The 19,436-nt window shown below is 71.9% G+C and carries 6 protein-coding genes; 2 read left to right on the top strand and 4 right to left on the bottom strand.

What is annotated here, in order from left to right:
* Positions 1–27 precede the first annotated feature (27 nt).
* Both ACGFZS_RS38520 and ACGFZS_RS38525 read right to left on the bottom strand, forming a co-directional pair.
* On the bottom strand, positions 28–5,313 hold the full coding sequence (locus tag ACGFZS_RS38520) for a hypothetical protein (RefSeq protein WP_393799003.1): 5,286 nt from the start codon (positions 5,311–5,313) through the stop codon (positions 28–30).
* 127 nt (positions 5,314–5,440) lie between these two features.
* Positions 5,441–5,941: a hypothetical protein gene (locus ACGFZS_RS38525; protein WP_355709103.1), complete on the bottom strand. Its 501-nt coding sequence runs from the start codon at positions 5,939–5,941 to the stop codon at positions 5,441–5,443.
* A gap of 37 nt (positions 5,942–5,978) precedes the next feature.
* Between ACGFZS_RS38525 and ACGFZS_RS38530 the strand changes: the two genes are divergently transcribed.
* On the top strand, positions 5,979–7,388 hold the full coding sequence (locus tag ACGFZS_RS38530) for a M1 family metallopeptidase (protein ID WP_393799004.1): 1,410 nt from the start codon (positions 5,979–5,981) through the stop codon (positions 7,386–7,388).
* A gap of 8 nt (positions 7,389–7,396) precedes the next feature.
* Here ACGFZS_RS38530 and ACGFZS_RS38535 read toward each other — a convergent pair whose 3' ends face one another.
* Both ACGFZS_RS38535 and ACGFZS_RS38540 read right to left on the bottom strand, forming a co-directional pair.
* Complete coding sequence (locus ACGFZS_RS38535) at positions 7,397–7,918, bottom strand: GNAT family N-acetyltransferase (protein WP_393799005.1); 522 nt, start codon at positions 7,916–7,918, stop codon at positions 7,397–7,399.
* A 59-nt stretch (positions 7,919–7,977) separates the two neighbouring features.
* Positions 7,978–11,406: a DNRLRE domain-containing protein gene (locus ACGFZS_RS38540; RefSeq protein ID WP_393799006.1), complete on the bottom strand. Its 3,429-nt coding sequence runs from the start codon at positions 11,404–11,406 to the stop codon at positions 7,978–7,980.
* 316 nt (positions 11,407–11,722) lie between these two features.
* On the opposite strand from ACGFZS_RS38540, the gene ACGFZS_RS38545 reads away from it, so the two are divergent.
* Positions 11,723–19,420, top strand: a complete 7,698-nt coding sequence (locus tag ACGFZS_RS38545) for a ricin-type beta-trefoil lectin domain protein (RefSeq protein WP_393799007.1) — start codon at positions 11,723–11,725, stop codon at positions 19,418–19,420.
* The last annotated feature ends 16 nt before the right edge of the window (positions 19,421–19,436 follow it).

Below are 19,436 nucleotides of genomic sequence, written 5' to 3' on the forward strand. Positions count from 1 at the left end.
CCCGCAGCCGCGAACCGGCCGAACCACTCAGGCCTGCGGCGGGGGCGCCACCGTCCTCCTCAAGCCCAACTGGTCATCCGGATCCCGCAGCAACGTCGGCTGAGCGCCGAGCATCCGGCGCACCACCGGCTCCGGCATCCGGATCACCACCGGCCGGGGCAGCGTCAGTTCGCGTACGGCCGTACCGGTCCGCCCCGACCGCACGCGGGCGCTCACACTGGCCACCACCCGCACGTCCAGCGTGAACTGCACCAGCACCGACGAGAACTTGGGCTTGTGCAGCGGCATCGAGCCGGAGGCGTTCGCCGCGAGGCCCGCGCCGCCGCCCGCGCCCCCCGCGTTGCCCATCATCTGGTTGAGGCGGAACTCGTCGGCGTTGAGCAGCCCCGCGCCCGCCAGTCCGCGTGCCGACCTGCCGTGGTCGGCGGAGCTGAGGCCGTCCGTCTGGGTGGGCCGGGGCGCGTCCAGGTGGCTCTGCCCCACCGTCTCGAAGGTCATCTTGTCGCCGACGCCGAGTACCCGCCCGTCCCGCAGCCGCCCGTGCAGGGACGCCCGCAGGTCCTGGCCCTCCACCCCGGTGGCGTGCACCGGCGGCAGCTCCGCCCCGGCGGAGGTCAGCAGCGGCAGCGCCGCGATCAGCCACTCGGTGGAGACGGCCTCGTGCAGGGTGTAGGCGGCGGCCTGGCCCTTGGCCCGGAAGCGGTCGCCGCCGCCCGCCTCGCGGACCGCGGAGTTGACCAGCTCCCGTATCTGCGGGGCCCCTTGGAAGCCGTTGACCTGCGCCTCCATCGGCAGCCGCACGCCACCGGAGCGCCAGGCGCCGAGCGCGGCCGGGCGTCCGCCCTGCGGGCCGGGGGCCGGACCCACCGGTGCGGGGCGCGGCGCGGTCACCCGGCCGAGGGCGGCCAGGTCCTTGTCCAGGACACGGTGGGTCAGCGCCTGGCGGCCCAGTGAGGCCACCGCCAGCCGGCGGTCGCCGCGGTGCAGTTCGAGGGTCGCCTCGATCGGCACGCGCATCTTCGACGAGGGCGCGGTCTTCGCCTCGGCGACCGTCTTCATGCCGAGCTGACCGCGGCCGGCCGTGCCGGAGCGCCGTGAGCTGCCGGAGCCGACGCCGAGTCCCGCCGCGCCGCCGGTGCTCTTCAGCTGCCCGGCGCCGCCCTCCGGTTTGCCGGAGCCCGCGAAGATGCCCTCCACGCCGGTCGTCACGCCCTCGTCGTGGGCGGCGGCCTGCTGGGCCACGGCCGCGGTGATGTACTCCATGTCCCGGCCGTCGTCCGCGGCACCGTCGTAGCCGCCGTCGCCCAGGCGGTTGACCTTGAACACCGCCCAGTACGGGGTTCTGCGGCCGTCGAACAGCTCGACGGTGACCCCGCCGTCCATCGCACCGGACAGCAGCCCGGCACTGCCGTCGCGGTCCAGGACCCGCAGCAGCCGCTGCACGTTGTCGTTGCGGTCGGCCAGCTGCTGCCGGGGCAGCAGGTCCTCGGCCAGGCCCTGCTGCCCGCTCTCCACGAGCCGGGTCCGCAGCCGCGCCAGCAGCGGCACGAAGTTCGGCACGTTCTCGACCATGCCGAACCCGAGCGGCAGGCCCCGGCCGAAGGAGGGGCCGGTGCGGGGCGGGGCGGAGGTGGAGGAACCGGGGGTGTCGGCGGTACGGGAGCCGGGGGCGACCGTGGCGCGCCCCTTCTCCCGGGCCTCCCGCTCGGCACCGGCTCGGGAGCCCTCGGCGGGCCGGGTGGTGCGCGACCCGCCGATGTCGGTGGCACGCTTCCCGGCCGTATCCGCGGCGCGGCTCCCGGCCGTGTCCACGGCGCGCCCCTTCTCCCGGCGCTCGCGTTCCGCGCCCGTCCGGGAGCCCTCGGCCGGTCGCTGTCCCGGTCGGGAGGCGGGCGGGGTCATCAGTGCCGGTTCCGGGTCGAGGTTCAGCTGTCTGCGGATCGCCGCCGGCAACTGCGCCTCGGTGAGCCAGACGGCGGCCTCGGCCGGGAGGGTGCGGGCGGCGGTTGTCACGTAGGGGCCGCCGCCGGTGACCTTGACCTCGGCGACCATGGTGACGAGGAGGTCGCACTGGACGAGGTGGAGCGGTGCCTTCTTCGGGGTGTGGGCGTTGCGCTCGACCGTGCCGGACAGGGCCGCGGACCGGGTGTCGCCCGCGCTGGTGGTGCGGCTCCCGGAGAGGCCCTGGCCGAGCCGCCACTCGGCGTCGTTCTCGGAGCCGGTGGCGCCGAACTGCCAGGTGCTGGTGGTGCCCTGCCCCTCCTGGCCGGCCGCCTGGTGGCCGCCGAGCACGAAGGTCTCGGTGCCGGGTCCCGCGCCCCGGTGCAGGAACTTCGGGTTGGTCAGGGTGAGCCGGGTGCCCACGGCCCCGTTCAGCGCGGCGAGCCGGCGCGGATACCGCAGGTTCTTCACCACCCACCCGGAGGACGCGGCCTGCCGCAGCGCGGCCGTGATGGCCTGCGGCCCGAACCGCTCCTCGATCGCGAGGCGCGGCGCGAGCCCCTCCGCCGCCAGCGCGGGATCCTCCCGTACCCCCTTGTTGCGGGCGGCGGCCTTGGACAGCAGCTGGAAGGCGAGGTCGCGGACGGCCTGGCCGTCTCCGACGGTCTCCACCAGCTGCCAGTCCCGCAGCGGCTGCCCGACGGACGGCCGGGGCACCAGCGTGGCCAGGTCGCCGATGCCCTCGGCGGTGACCGCGTGCTCGGGGCGCGGGGCCTGCGCCCGCCGTCGGCCGCGCACGGCGTCCTGCCGCCGCTTGCCCTCCTCGTCGAGGGTGAACTCGGCCGGGGTGACCAGCCGTACGTCCTGCTCGTCCAGGTGCAGACCGGCCAGCGGGGTGGCCTCCGGGGCGTCCTGGCCGGGGGAGCCGGGGGTGAGGGCGCGGCCGAGCTTGCGCTGCCGGGAGGTCATGGTGACGTCGACGTCCAGGCGCAGGGCGGCCCCGAAGGCGGCGGCCTTGTCGGAGCCGTTGGTGAGGACGTCCGTGCGGGTGGTGGGGCCCGCCTGGTTGCGGCGGGTGCCGGAGCGGTGCCGTTCGTAGCGGGCCGAGCCGGTGAGGGCGCCGGGGATGATCCTGGCCTGGCCGAGCACCAGCCCGCCGATCGAGCGGGAACTGCTGCGCCCGCTCTGGGTGTTGCCGGTGACCCCGGCGTGGCTGCGCACCAGCCAGTTGTCGGTGTCGCCGAGGTAGCCGGTCTCGCGGAGCTGCCCCCGGACCCGGAGCTGCACGTCGTGCGCGTGCAGGGTGGTCTTGCGGCGCAGCCGCACCCGGATGCCGGTCGAGGTGAGCTGGTCCTTGTTGACCCGCAGGTTGGTCTCCGACAGGGCGGCCATCAGCTCCCGGTGGTTGTGCCGCCGGAGGGCGGCCTCCTCCTTGGACGGGGGCGTGGTGCCCGGCTCCGTACCGAAGTCGGGCAGATAGCCGGCCAGCCGGGGATCGGTCGCGAACAGCTGCCGCACGGCCCGCACCATGGGCCCGGTGTCCAGCTGGCTGAGGGTGACGCTGGACCCCATGGCGCCGAACGGGAGGTGCCGTTCGACGTCGGTCTCGGCGCCGTTCTCGTCGGTCCGCTTCGGTTTCTCGATGAACTCCCCGGCCTCGGTGCCGGGCGGCAGCGGCAGCCCGAGCGACCCGGCCTCGTCGGCACGCAGGCTCATCCACACCCGCATCGAGTGCCGGGCGACCCGGGTCCCGGGGCGCAGGACCATCTGGGCCGAGCGCGGCCCCGTGCCCTCCGCGGTGAGGTCGACGGTCGCGAGGTAGAGCACCTTGTCGCCGCGCACCTCCGCGCCCTGCCGGCTGGAGACGGTCTGCTCGGCCACGGTGAACCGTGCCTTGCGGGCCGCCGCGACCGGCATGGCCGTACCCCGCACCACGGCGGCGCTGCCGGCCGCCCCGACGCCGATGGCCGGGCCCAGACCGCCGGTGAGGGCGCGCCCCTTGCCCGCGCTCTCGGTGACCGTGTGCTGGGTCTGCTGATGGGTGCGCAGCTGGGTCCCGCCGGTGCCCCAGGCGGGGGACATGCCGGTGATCACGGCGTGCAGGCGGTAACTGCCCACGCTGCCGCCGTCCTTGGACGCCAGGTCCTCGCCGGTCACGCCGTCGCGCAGCAGCCGGGGCAGGTCCTCCAGGACGGTCGCGGTGGCGGTCGCCTCGTAGAGCCGGGCGCGGCCGGGCGCCCCGGGGGCGGTGAGCGAGGGGTGCAGGACCGAGGCGACCGCGTCGAAGAGCCCTCCGCCGCCCTGGTGCGGGGCGGCGGTGTCGGTCACCGCGACCGGGGCCATGGAGTCGGCGAGCGAGACCCGCCGGGCGGTGTCCGCGCCGACCGCCCGCGGGGCGGCGGGCGTCCCGGTGCCGGCCGGGACGAGGTGCTCGGTGGGCACGCGCTGGGTGAGGGTGCCCGAGCCGTGGAAGGTCTGCGCGGGCCGGCCCGCGTGCTGCGCGCCCTGCTTCTTGACCCGTACGCCGTAGCGCACCTTGCGCGGTGCCTCGACCGAGCCCTTGTCGCTGCGCAGCACGCGCGGTTCGGCCACGTTCCGCTGGCTGCGCGACTCCCGCGAGGACTGCCAGGGCTGCGCGTTCACCAGGGCGGCGCCGCCCAGCCACAGCCCCGGTACGACGGGCGCGAGCCCGAAGGCCATCCCGCCCGCGCCCTTGCTGGACCCCCCGCTCGCGGTGGTCGCCACGGTGGCGGCGCTGTTGTGCTGGACGTCGACCTTGGTGTCCTTGCCCTCGGCCTCGTCGACCGGGGCGAGCGGCGCTCCGTCCGGGTCCGGCCCGGCGTCGGCCAGCAGGTCCTTGGGGTGGAAGACGGGCGGCCGGTCGTCGGGGGCGCGGGTGACGGTGACCGTGACGTCGTACCACTCCTTGCCGTCCTTGCCCTGCACCGCGAAGGCGCGGCCCTGCCCGTAGTACGCCTCGGGGCGGCCGGCCAGGTCGGCGGCGAGGGCGGCCACCGTGCCGTCGCGGTGGCCCACGACGGCGGCCACCGCGTTCCCCACGAACTCGTGCCCGGTCAGCCCGTAGGCCGTGGACAGCCCGGCGGCCTGGAAGTCCATGAGGTACGGCGGCAGGACGAGCCCGGGTTCGGCGCCGTCGCGGCCCGCCGGCTGCCGGGTGACGGCGCTGCTCCTGCCGCCCTGCAGTGCCAGCGTGGTGGCGGTGTTCCCCGCCTTCCCCTGGAGGGTGAGCAGTGCGTGCTCGGCCGGTCCGGCGGGTCCGTTGGATCCGGTGGGCCTGGCGGTGACCGCTGCCCGGGAGGACCCGGAAGAGGTGTCTTTCCCGCCGTCGCCTGACTGTCGCTCGGTCCGCACGGAGTCAACGTATGCACGGCCCGAACGGACCGTACGCCTTCCGTCGCCTCCGGCGGCACTTGTCACCCCCGCCTCGACGGGCCGCCAACTCCCGTACACCCGGCGGTCGTTCAGCCGCCCGGAGCGGTCAGGACACCCGTGGGAAGCGGGCCTGGAGGGTCCAGATCGCCGGGTTGTCGGCCAGGTCCTCGTGCAGGTCGACCAGATCGGCGATCAGGTCGTGCAGGAAGTCCCGGGCCTCCCGGCGCAGTTCGCTGTGGGAGAAGCTGAGCGGCGGCTCCTCGGCCGGCATCCAGTCCGCCTCGATGTCCACCCAGCCGAAGCGGCGCTCGAAGAGCATGCGGTCGGTGGACTCGGTGAAGTCCAGTTCCGCGTGCTGGGGCCGGGCGGCCCGCGAGCCCGCCGGGTCCCGGTCCAGCCGCTCCACGATGTCGCACAGCGCCCACGCGAAGTCGAGCACCGGCACCCATCCCCAGGCTGTGGACAGTTCCCGGTCCGCCTTGGTGTCGGCGAGATAGACGTCCCCGCAGAACAGGTCGTGGCGCAGCGCGCGGACGTCCACGCGCCGGTAGTCGGCCTGGGGCGGGTCCGGGAAGCGGTTGGAGAGGGCGTAGCCGATGTCGAGCACATGCCGATGGTGTCACGGGCGTCCTACGATCGCCTGTGTGCCCCGATCCCCGCTCCCGCTCCCGTCCGCCCTGCTCACCCTCCTGCTCACCCTCCTGCTCACCGTCGCGCTGGCCGGCTGCGGCGGCGGGGTCCACGGCACCCCCGGCGGCGCGGGCCTGCGCGACCCCTACTTCCCGAAGGCGGGCAACGGCGGCTACGACGTCGATCACTACGCCCTCACCCTCGCCTACGACCCGGACACCCGCGACCTCACCGGCACCGCCGTGATCACCGCCCGCGCCACCCGGGCGCTGTCCGCCTTCGACCTCGACCTGAAGGGGCTGCGGGTCGACGAAGTCACCGTCGAGGGCAGCCGGGCCCGCTGGAACCGGGCCGGCCAGGAACTGACGATCCGCCCGCACGACGACCTGAAGGCGGGCGAGACCTTCGCCACCACCGTCCGCTACTCGGGCCGCCCGGAGAAGATCACCGACCCCGACGGCTCCGAGGAGGGCTGGCTGCGCACCGCCGACGGAGCGCTGGCCCTCGGCGAGCCGGTCGGCTCCATGGCCTGGTTCCCCGGCAACGACCACCCCTCCGACAAGGCGTCGTACGACATCACGGTCACCGTCCCGAAGGGCCTCCAGGCCGTATCCAACGGCGAGTTGAAGAGCGAGACGACCAAGGGCGACCGTACGGCCTTCGTCTGGCACAGCGCCGAGCCGATGGCGAGCTACCTGGCCACGGTCGCCGTCGGCCACTACACGATCACCCGGTCCACCCTCTCCGACGGCCTGCCGGTGTACACCGCCGTCGACCCGACGCAGGCCGCGGCCAGTCGACGGGTCCTCGCGAAGCTCCCCGAGATCATGGACTGGGAGCAGTACAACTTCGGCCCCTACCCCTTCTCCTCCACCGGCGTGATCGTCGACCGCCCGGAGGACGCCGGATACGCCCTGGAGACCCAGACCCGGCCCGTCTTCCCCGGCGCCCCGGACACCGCGACCCTCGTCCACGAACTCGCCCACCAGTGGTACGGCGACTCCGTCACCCCGCGCACCTGGCGGGACATGTGGCTCAACGAGGGCTTCGCGACCTACGCCGAGTGGCTCTGGGACGAGGACCACGGCGGCCCGACCGCCCAGCAGACCTTCGACAAGCTCTACGCCACCCCCACCGACGACTCCACCCTCTGGGGCTTCGCCCCGGCGAAACCGCCGAGCGCCGCATACATCTCGGAGCGGCCGGTGTACGACCGCGGCGCGATGGTCCTGCAGAAGATCCGCCGGACCGTCGGCGACGACCGCTTCTACGACATCATCCAGGGCTGGGCCGCCACCCACCGCCACGCCAACGCCGACACCGCCGAGTTCACGGCATACGTGGAGAGGAAGGCCCCGGGCAAGGACTTCTCCGCCGTCTGGAAGGACTGGCTGTACGGCGACGGCAAACCGGCCACACCCTAGGCCGGGCCCTAGGCCGCGCCCAGCGCCTTGCGCAGTACGGCACACGGCCGCCCGAGCTGCCGGTCCGGGCGATGCCCGATCACCGTGTACCCGAGGGCCGTCCAGAAGGCGAGCCCCTTCGGGTTGTCCTCCAGCACGGCCAGCCGTACGGCGTCCCGCCCCGCCGCCCGGAACCGCTCCTCGACGCCCTCGGCGATCCGCCGCCCGTACCCCCGCCGCTGCGCCCCCGCGTCCACCATCAGCAGCCCGATCCACGGATCCGGGTCGGCCGGATCGGGATGCCGCGCCAGCGTGACGACCACCCCGACCAGCCGCCCCTCGGCCCGCGCCAGCAGCACCTCCACGTCCTCGTCCGCCAACTCGTCGGCCAGCGCGGCGGCCACCTGCTCCGGCCGGATGTCGTCCGGGTCCGGAAACTCGCCGCTCAGGGCGTGGAACTCGTGCTGGGACGCATACAGCGCGGTGAGTTCGGTGAGCACCGGCGCCGGGATGTCACGGTCGGGGCCGAGCGGAACCGGGGCGAGGATCATGCCCGCAACCTATCCGCCCCGGCCAGTCCCGTCCCGCCGCTTCCCGGCGCTTCCCGGCCTCAGCCGAAGGCGAGCTTGTTGGTCCCCCATTCCAGGCTCGCCGCCTCGACGGTCGTGGCCGTACCGAGGGCGGACCTGCCACCCGCGTACAGCTGGATGCTCCCGTCCGCGGCGAGGGCCCAGATGTCCGGGATGCCGTCGCCGTCGACGTCCGGGGTGCCCCGGATGAAGGTGACGGGCGTGGTCGTCTCGCTCCAGCCTTCGGCGTACACGGTGTCCGCGCCGGTCAGGGAGCCCGCCGCGGTGGCGAAGGAGGCGACGGTGGAACCGCCCGCCGCGTCCGCCACGCCGTAGCGCAGCACCAGCCGGTCCGAGGACTGGGAGCGGAACAGCAGGTCGGGGGCGCCGTCGCCGTTGTGGTCGCCGACCGAGACCAGGTCGCGTCCGGCCCAGGTGGTGGCGGCGACCCGGGTGGCGGTGGAGAAGCTGGAGCCGGTGTAGCCGGTGAGGATCCAGAATCCGCCGCCCTCGGTGCGCAGGAACAGGTCGGGACGGTCGTCCATGTTCAGGTCACCGGCGATCATCTGGGTGACGGTGGCCGGGTCCGGGGCGTTCGAGGGCAGCAGCACCGCCACCCGCTGCGTGATGTCGACGCTGCCGTACCCGTCACCGGGGTACACGTACAGCTTCCCGTCGGGCATCCGGGCGAACAGGTCGTTGATGCCGTCGCCGGGCTGGACGTCCTGGTCGTGGGCGATCAGCGCGGGCGTGCCGTCCGCACCCTTCCAGTACCCGCCGTACGCCGAGGTGCCGGCGAGCAGCTTCCCCTTCCGGTGGGCCGCGTCGAGACCGTTGGACAGGTCGCCGACGGAGCTGCCCGGGTACATGCGCAGGTCACCGTCGGAGGTGATGGCGAACAGGTCCGGATAGGTGTCGCCGGTGACGTCGCCGGGCTGGTCGGCGGTGTCGCGCGGGGTGACGTAGAAGAAGTACTTCGTGCCGGGCGAGACGTTGCCGCTGCTGTCCACGGCCCGCACGTAGAACACGTTGGGCCCGGCGAAGTGCGGCTTGAGCGACACGGTCACCGAGGCACCGGCCGCCACGTCCTTGCCGCCCGCGTACGTCGGCGTGTTGAAGGACCACTCGAACCGGGTGACGTCGGTGTCCTCGTCGGGGGCGATCGTGAACGCGCCCGCCGTGCCGAACCTCACCTCCGACCAGACGGTGCCGTCGTCGTCCGCGGCCGGGAAGTCGGTGGAGCTGACGACCGGTTCGTTGGGGAAGTCGCTGTCGTAGAGGAAGTGGCAGTATCCGGGGCTCTGGGTCGGCGACCAGGCCGAGCCGGCCCCGCTCGCGTCGATCGCCCGGACGTGCCATCGGTAGATCTTGCCGTTGGCGAACGTCGACTTGGGCACGGTGACGGAGGCCTTGCCGGAGCTGTCGACGGTGACCCTCTCGTCGACGAGCTTGGTGTCGGTGTCGTCGCTGCGCCACAGCTGGAAGTGCAGGTACTTCAGGTTCTGCTGGGTGCTGGTGTCGTCCGGGTCGGAGGACTTCGCCGACAGCACCAGGTTGCGCTTGCCGATGTGCTGGGCCGGCGTGGTGCGGTCACAGCCGATGCCGCCGGGCGTCTGGTCGAGCGCGGTCGGGGCGGCGGGTTTGCGGTTGAAGACGATGGTCAGTTTGGGCGCGCTCTGGCCTTCGGCGACGAACTTCTTCCACGGGTAGGCCGAGTCCTCGTCGCTCGCCCGCAGACCGAGGGTGAGCGAGTGCCAGCCGCCGTCCGCCGCGTCCTGGGCGATCTCCTCGGCGTCGTAGCCGACGTAGGCGTCGGGGCAGGAGGAGTTGTAGCCGTGGGCGAAGGACTTGCGGCCGATCTCGTCCAGCCACGAGGGCTGGTTGTTCCAGGTGGTCTTGGAGGAGATGCTGGCGGTGTGCCACACCTGCATCTCGCGGGACTGGCAGGACCAGGCGTAGGTCTCGCGCAGGCTGATGGTGGCCGAGGAGACGGTGGCGTCCTCGATGTCGGCGGACCAGCCGAGCCGGAAGAAGGACCGGGAGGTGCCCCAGGTGGTGGCCTCGTAGCCGACGCGCGCCTCGGTGGTGCCGGTGTTGTAGTTGGCGCCGTCGAAGAAGCTGGACGTCGGGTAACGGTCGTAGGCCGTGGTCCAGTTGTAGGTGTGGCCGTGGATCGTCGGGTCGACGAAGACCGGGTAGACGGTGTCCGCGTCGGTCAGCAGATCCTGGTCGGGGACGACGGAGAGAGTGGTGGATGTGGTCCCTGACTCGCTCAACTCGGCGTCCACGACGGCGACATGGGTGCCCGGGTCGGGCCCGGCGAGACCGGGGAGGGACCAGACCTCCTCGTCGGTGAGGGCGGCCGGGACGACGGCACTTCCGCGGCTTCCCCGGTACGCGGCCGGTGACGGGCCGTCGGTGGCCGTCTCCCCGGCGGCGGGCCCGGTCTCCTCGGGTTCCGCCGTGGGCGTCGGCCCCACCGTGTCCAGCCCCGGCGCCTCCGGCTCGTCGCTCATCTCCGCGCCCGGTTCCTCCGAGTACGACGGTGCCGGGTCCTCGGACGGTTCGGCGGGCTCGGGATCGTCGCCCTCGGTGACGGCCGGGGTGCCGGCGGAGTCCCACATATAGGGGGTGGGGCTGACGACGAGTTCCTCGCCCTTGGCCGTCCGGCCGGTGACGACCTTGGTGTCCGGGTCCAGCCGGAAGTACAGGTCGGGGGAGGACAGCCCGTAACGGAGAGTCGTCAGAGCCGGGTCGGCCGCGGCCTCGGCGGTGTGCACGATCAGCACATGGCTGAAGCCGCCGGTCTGGGCGGTCAGCATCAGGTCGACGTCCGGGAACACGTCCCGGTACAGCGCGCTCGCGCCGCTGACCACCGGTTCGGGCAGCTCGCCCGGCCAGCTCAGGGTGACCTGGTGGCCGTCGCTGGTGAGGGTGGCCAGGTCGGTGTACGTCGTGTCGCCGTCGGCGGCCTGGAGGGCGCCGCCGTTCTCGGTGACGGTGTAGACGGCGCTGTGGACGGAGGCGCCGGCGGAGGTGCCGTCGCCGTCGGCCGAGCCCGCGGAGAACACCACCGGATCCGTCGTGGCCCTCGGCGCCCAACCGCTGGCCGTCTTCCGCAGCCTGGTGTCGACGGTCCGCCACTCGCCGTCGACCTTCGCCCGTACCGGGGCCCCGTACGAGACGAGTTCGAAGCTGCCGTCGGGCCTGGCGTACGTGGTGGAGGTCTCGTCACGCAGTGTCTCGACCTCGACGCGCCGTCCGGAGGCGACGGCCTTCTCCTGCGCCCGCTCCTCGTCCAGCGGCTCCGAGGCACCGGTCCGCTCCTCCGCCCGGTTGCCCGCACCGGTTCCCGGGCCACCGTTCCGGTCCGGCGCGAGCAGCCCGATCCCGAGCGCGGCGGCGACGCACACCGCGAGGCCCGCCGCCGAGGAGCCTTTCCAGGACGGTCTGAATGCACGGCGATTCACGGTGTTGATCCCCTCCCCCTGTGAATTCCGCCAGAGCATGACCCCAAGAAGCCGCCGGGCGCCATAGGGAAAGGTGGTGGCGGTAATTCTGTGCATCTCCTGTGGCGCTTTTCGTGGCGATTTGACACCGCTGTCACCTGCCCATTTCGTCCTTACTGGCACCGATTGAAGGGTAAATTACTCGTGATCTAATTCACTTCCCTTGGGGTGCCATTGACTTGCGCTTTACTCGTACTCCAATAATTGGCCGTCATTTCTGGGTGGGGCTCTCGGTTAACTGCAGGTTAATTGGGGGTTGAAATGGGGGGTTGGCGTCATGATGCGCAGACGGGTGCCGGTACGGCGGCCGTGGGTACGTCGCTCGGTGATCGCCGCGGTGTTCGTGGCCCTCGTCCTGGGCGTGTCACCCGCGGCCTACGCGGTGCCACCGCCCGACGACGACCGCGCCGGCGTCGAACTGGTCGACCTGCCCGACGCCGAGCAGGCCGAGGGCGAGAACGGCGGCGAACTGGCCGATCTGACGACCGCCGATCCCCTGCAGCCCGACGAGTACGACCCGAGCCAGGTCACCGCCCCCGAAGGCGGCACGGTGACCCAGGACCTCACCGACCTGGCCCCCGGTGACCTGGTGCCCCTGGCCGACGACACCACCGAACTCCCCGTCGAGGTGGGCGCCCCCGAGGACGCCACCGCCGCCGAGGCCGCCGCCCTGGAGGGCGAGTGGAAGGTCACCCTGGCCGGCCAGGACGAGCTGGCGGACACCGCGGTCGAGGGCGTCGCCCTCACCGTCACCCCGCCCGCCGACGCCACCGGCGACGCCGTCGTCGCCCTCGACTACAGCGACTTCTCCGAGCTGTACGGCGCCAACTGGGCCGACCGCCTGTCCTTCGTGCAGTTCCCGGCGTGCTTCCTGGAAACCCCGGACACCGACGGCTGCGCGGAGCCGTCCGAGGTCACCACCGACAACGTCGTGGAGCAGACCGGCACCGACAGCAACCCGGTCTACCGGCGGACCATCACCGCCACCGTGGACGTCGAGTCCCTCGCGGCAGGCGGCACCGCCACGGCGGCCACGGCCGACACCGTGTCCACGGCCGACACCGTGTCCACGGCCGACACCGTGTCCACGGCTGCCGCGACCGGCCGGGGCGCGGTCACCGACGCGGTGTACCGCGGGAACACCGGCGCCGGTGCCGGCTCGGTGGTCACCGCGGCAGCCGCCTCTCAGGGCGCCTCCGTCCTCCTCGCCACCGACTCCGGCAGCGGCTCCAAGGGCGACTTCTCGGCGACCCCGCTGGTCAGCGCGGGCTCCTGGTCGGCGGGCGGCAACTCCGGCGCGTTCACGTACTCGTACACCCTGGGGACCCCGTCCGTGCCGGGCGGCCCGTCGCCCAACGTGTCCTTCGGCTACAACTCCCAGGCGGTGGACGGCCGTACCTCCGCCACCAACAACCAGCCCTCCTGGATAGGCGACGGCTGGGAGTACAACGCGGGCTCCATCACCCGCACGTACACCGCCTGCCGTGACGACATGACGGACGGCAACAACAAGGACAAGACCAGCGACCTGTGCTGGGGCTCGTACAACGCCACCCTCACACTGGGCGGCACCACCACCGAACTCGTGCTGCCCGACGGCGCGGACCCAGTGGGCGACCAGTGGGTCAGCGCGAGCGGTGACGGCTCCCGGGTCGAGCTGATCAAGGACCCCGGGCTGGACAACGGCGACGCCGACGGCGAGTACTGGCGCGTCACCACCCGCGACGGCACCCAGTACTACTTCGGCCGGCACGAGCTGCCCGGGTGGCAGAGCGGCGACCCGGTCACCGACTCCGTCCTCACCGCGCCCGTCGCCGGCAACCAGAAGGACGAACCCTGCTACAAGGCGGGCGACTTCAAGGGCTCCTTCTGCGACCAGGCCTGGCGCTGGAACCTGGACTACGTCGTCGACGTCGACGGCAACGCCATGACCCTGTGGTGGGACAAGGAGACCAACTACTACGCCGACGACACGACCTTCAAGGGAACCGCCCGCTACGACCGCGGCGGCTACCTGAGGAAGATCGAGTACGGCCTCCGCGACGACGACCCCTTCGCCGCCCCTATCTCCAGGGTCACCTTCGACGTCGACGAGCGCTGCTTCAACGAGAGCGCGTGCACCGAGGAGAACTTCACCTCCGGCGACTTCGACAAGAACCGCATCTGGTACGACACCCCGGCCGACCTGTACTGCGCCAAGGGCGAGGAGTGCTACGTCCCCGTCCCCACCTTCTGGTCGCGCAAACGGCTGGCCCAGGTGACGACGTGGACGCAGCGCACCCGCGGCTCGACCGCCCTGTCCAGGGTGGACAGCTGGACCCTCCAGCAGTCGCTGCCGGCCGACCTCACCGACGAGGGCGCGGCCCTGTGGCTGGCCTCGATCACCCGTACCGGCTACGGCACGGACGGCGAGGCGATCGCCCTCAACCCCGTGCAGTTCCGGGCCAACAGCCTCCCGATGCCCAACCGGGTCAAGAAGAGCGCGAGCGACCCGAACCCGGCGTTCGACCGGCTGCGGGTCGCCCGGATCGTCAGCGAGTACGGCGGCGAGACCGTCGTCAGCTACCAGGACCCCTCGGACGACTGCAAGGTCGACGGCTCGTTCCCGAAGCCGGAGGAGAACACCGGACTCTGCTTCCCGGCGTACTGGAATCCGGACCCGGACGTGGAGTCGATCGACTGGTTCTACAAGTACGTCGTCGACACCGTCCAGGAACTGCCCGCCCTCACCGGAGTCGACCCGGTCACCACCGAGTACGACTACCTCGGCGGCACCGCCTGGGCCCTGAACCAGGCGGAGTTCAGCAAGAAGAAGACCCGCACCTACGACCAGTGGCGCGGCTACGCCCGGGTCCGCACCTACACCGGCGCCGACTCCTCCGTCCCGTACGTGTCCACCGCGCGGGGCATGACCGAGACCCGCTACTTCCGCGGCATGCACGGCGACCCGCTGCCCGACGGCACGACCCGCTCGGTCACGGTCACCGACTCCACGGGCGCGACGATCAGCACCGACAAGGAGCAGTACGCCGGCCGCGTCGCCGAGACGCTGACGTACACCGGGAAGGACGGCGACCTGCTGACCCGGGACGTCGACTACCCGACGTCCACGCTCCTGGCCACCCGCACCCGTTCCGGTGGCATCCCGTCGCTGAAGGCCTACCGCGTCCAGGACGACCACAGCATCTCCGTCACCCGCTCCTCAGGCACCAGCGGTGACGACTCCCGTACCTGGCGGACGCTGAAGACGGTCAACACCTACGAGGACACCTACGGCCTGCTCACCCGGGTCGAGTCCCAGGGCGACACCGGCGAGTCGGGCGACGAGACCTGCACGGTGATGTCGTACGTCCACAACACCGGAGCCTGGCTGATCGGCCTGCCCAAGCAGTCCCTCACCACCGCCGGCACCTGCGCCGAGGCCGACACGGCCACCGCCGCCGACTGGATCGACGGCTCCCGGGTCGCCTACGACGACGGCGCCTACGGCGACACGCCCACCACCGGCGCCGCCACCACCACCTGGGCGATCACCGGCACCGGCGGCGGCTGGGTCAAGGACGGCGAGGTCACCTACGACGCGTACGGCCGCACCGAGTCCACCAGGAACGCCCAGGCCATCGCCGACGACGAGGACACCTGGGACACCACGACCTACGTCCCGGACAAGGGCCAGGTCTACGAGATCACCACGACGAACGCGCTGAACCAGAGCGAGACCACCGTCCTGGAACCCGGCCGCGGGGTCGCCCTCACCGACAGCGACGTCAACGGCCGTACGACGACCTACACCTACGACGCGCTCGGCCGCGCCACCCAGGCCTGGGGACCCGCCCGCGCCACCTCGAAGTCCCCGTCGGCGAAGTTCACCTACGACACCACGGTCGGCGAGCCGGTCTCGGTCACCACCGAGGCCCTCACCGACGCGGGCGACTACGACACCTCCACCGTCATCTACGACGGCCTCGGCCGCGAACGCCAGAAGCAGGACCCGGCGGTCGGCGGCGGACGCCTGATCACGGACGTCCTCTACAGCGCCAACGGCACCATCGCGCAGACCAACAACGCGTACTACGACACCGGCAGCCCCTCCACCACCCTCTTCGAACTCGACTCGGACTCCCAGGTCCCCAACGCCACCCTCTACTCCTACGACGGCCTGGGCCGCACCCTCACCGAGACCCCGTACCTGGGCGGCGTCGAGAAGCCCGCGAAGGCGACCCGCTACGAGTACGGCTACGACTACTCCACGGTGATCGAACCCTCGGGCGGCGCGGCCCAGCGCACCTGGTCGGACGCGCTCGGCCGCACGGTCCGCGTCGACACCTTCACGGACGCGCTGCGGGCCGCGTACCGCTCGACGACGTACCACTACGACGAGCGCGGCGACCGCGTCGAGGCCGAGGACTCCGAGGGCAACGTCTGGAGCTGGGAGTACGACGCCCGGGGCCGCGAGACCCAGTCGGTCGACCCGGACGCCGGCACGACCACCACGACGTACGACGTCCTGGACCGCCCCGAGCTGGTCACCGACGAGAACGCGGCGGTCCACACGGCCTACGACGCGCTCTCCCGCCCGACCGAGCAGCGCCTCGACTCCGCGACGGGCGAGCTGCTGACGAAGACGGTGTACGACACCCTCGTCGGCGGCGTGGGCCTGCCCACCTCCCAGACCCGCTACACCGACGGCCAGGCGTACACGACCTCGGTCACCGGTTACACGGCCGACTACCAGCCGACCGGCCAGAAGATCACCATCCCCGAGTCGGTCGCGATGTCCTCCGGCCTGGAAGCGGAGTACGCCTACAGCTTCGAGTACACGGAGTCGGGCCTCCTCCAGGCGGTGAACCTCCCCTCCGTCGGCACCTTCCCGGCCGAGCACCTGGTCACCCGCTACAACGAGGACGGCCTGCCGGTCTCGACGTCGGGCGAGGAGTGGTACACGGCCCAGACCACGTACTCCCCGTACGGCCAGGTCCTGCGCACGGTCAGCGGCGAGCAGCCGAACCGGGTCTGGACCACGAACCTCTTCGACGAGGCGACGGGCGAGCTGACCAGAAGCGTCGTGGACCGCGAGTCGACCAGCGACACGACCGGGGTGACCGGCCACCGGGTCAACTCCCGCGCCTACACCTACGACCCCGCCGGCAACGTCACGTCCATCGCCGACACCGCGAACTCGGCGACCGACCTGCAGTGCTTCACCTACGACGCGCTGGGCCAGCTGACGGAGGCCTGGACCGCGCCGTCGGCCTGCACGGCGACCGGCAAGACCACGGCCGCCGCCTCCTACTCGGACGGCACGACCAACGTGACGTCGGCGAACGCCGGTTACTGGCAGTCGTACACGTACGACGCACTCGGCAACCGCAAGAAGCTGACCGAGCACGACCCCGGCCTGGACACGACGAAGGACGCCACGACCGACTACGAGTACGGCGCGTCGGACGGCACCCAGCCGCACACCCTGACCGGCATGTCGTCCACGTACAAGGCGGACTCGGGCGCCCGGGTCACCAAGGCGACGGACCTGACGTACGACGACGCGGGCAACACGCTCACCCGCACGTACGACGGCTCGGAACAGGCCCTGACCTGGACCTGGGACGGCCAGGTCGAGTCGGTGACCGGCTTCGGCGAGAACGGCTCGGGCGCCTGGCTGGGCCTGGCGGACAAGTGCCTGGACCTGTCGGGCGGTACGACGACGGCCGGCACGGCGCTGCAACTGTGGACGTGCAACGGCACGAAGGCGCAGCAGCTGCGCATCGACTCGGCGTCCTCGGCGGACCCGTCGACGGGTGCGCTGAAGATCCTCGGCAAGTGCGTGGTCCCGTCGGCCGGCGGGACCACGAACGGCACGGCGGTGGTCCTGGCCGACTGCACGGGCGCGACGGCCCAGCAGTGGACGGCCACGTCCTCGGGGGCGTTGAAGTACGTCTCGTCCGGCAAGTGCCTGGACGTGCCGAGCTCCAACTCCACGGACGGCACCGACCTCCAGCTCTACACCTGCAACAGCACGGCGGCGCAGTCCTGGGTGCCGGACACGAAGACGGAGTACGTCTACGGCGGTGACGGTCAGCGTCTGATGGCGGTCTCGGGTACCGAACGGGTCCTCTACCTGGGTGAGTCGACGATCGCGGTGACCGCGGCGGGCGGCCCGGCGTACACCGAGCGCTACTACTCCCAGGCCGGCGCGCCGACGGTGATGCGGCACGCGACGGGCTCGGGCGCGTCGGAGCTGTCCGTGCAGGTGACCGACCAGAACGGCACGGCGTACGCGAACGTGACGCTGGCGTCCGGCAACAAGGTCAAGTTCTCCAAGACGGACCCTTTCGGCGTCGAACGCTCGGAGTCGACGACCTGGCGTTCGCACCAGAGCTATGTGGGCGGCGACGAGGACGCCTCGGGCGGCCTGGTCCACCTGGGCGCGCGGGAGTACGACCCCGCCACCGGCCGTTTCATCTCCCCCGACCCGGTACTGGACCTGGCCGACCCGGTCCAGATGAACGGCTACGTCTACTGCGAGAACAACCCGGTGACCTTCGCCGACCCGTCGGGTTTGGCGTCGGAGGGCGGCAACGAGGGGTACGGCGGCCCGTCGGCGTCGGTCGAGGCATGGGCCAAGGCCCAGCTGAACCGCTCCCTCACCGACGTGATCCTCTCCTCCGGCTGGGCCCTGCTCAAGGGCCTCGTCGGCTGGGACGACGTGGTCGGCTGCTTTTCCCGGGGCGACCTGTGGGCCTGCGGCATGATGCTGGCCGGGGCCCTGCCCTGGGGCAAGATCCTCAAGGCCCCCATGGTGGCCAAGGCCGTCGGCCGCATCGCCAAGGCGATCGGCGCCTGGATGAAGGCCCGCGAGAAGGCCCGCAAGATCATCGAACTCGCCCGCAAGGCACGGGAGCTGGCCCGCAAGGCCAAGGAGGCCAAGAAGCGCGCCGCCGCCCTCGCCGCCCAGATCCGCAAGAAGGCCAAGGAAGCAGCGACCCGGCAGGCCAAGAAGGCGGCGCAGAAGGTCGGAAACAGAGCCCAGAAGGCGGAACGGGCCGCGGCGAAGAAGGCGGAGCCGAAGCCACGGCAGGCCCGGGCGAAGGAGGAGTCGTCCGGGGGCGGCGGCACGTGCTCCACGTCCGAGGCCAACAGCTTCGTGCCCGGCACCCGCGTCCTGATGGCCGACGGCACGACCAAGCCGATCGAGCAGGTCAAGAACGGCGACAAGGTCCTGGCGACCGACCCCGACACCGGCGAGACCGCCGTCGAGACGGTCACCGCGGAGATCGTGGGCGAGGGCGTCAAACACCTGGTCAAGGTCACGATCGCCCTCGGCGGCGGCAAGACCGCCCAGGTGACCGCCACCGACGGACACCCCTTCTGGGTCCCGGAACTCCACGAGTGGATCGACGCCAAGTCCCTGAAGCCGGGCGAACTGCTGCGCACCAGCGCCGGCACCTACGTCCAGATCACCGCCATCGCCCGCTGGACCACCCACCACGCCACCGTCCACAACCTCACGGTCAGCGACCTGCACACGTACTACGTGCTGGCGGGCGGGACGTCGCTCCTCGTCCACAACTGCGGAGCCAGGGTCGTCGACATGGAGGGCAAAGACATCGAGGCACCCGACGCCTTGGCGTCCCGACTTCTGGAACACACCAACCAGGCACTGTCCGAATGGGATGCGGGCACGATCGGATACTCGGCCAAGGACCTGGTGAGAATCGGTAAGCGGCCCAGCCGCGCGAACACCATCAAGGGCAACATCCTTGACAAGCGAGTGAAAGAACTGGCGGAGAATGACACGGCGCTCAGTGAACTCTTCTCCACGCCCGGAGGAATGCCCGGGCCGGACTGGGTGAACACGGGAACGAGTGTCCCAGGTGTTGGTTGGTACGATCTCACGACTCAACGCATGTGGGGGCAGCATGCTTTCGACTATGGCCCCACGTACGGCCCAGGCGTGGGAATCCTCTGGCAATGACTCTTGGTGAGAGAAA

The organism is Streptomyces sp. NPDC048288, from assembly GCF_043201555.1.
GTDB lineage: Bacteria > Actinomycetota > Actinomycetes > Streptomycetales > Streptomycetaceae > Streptomyces.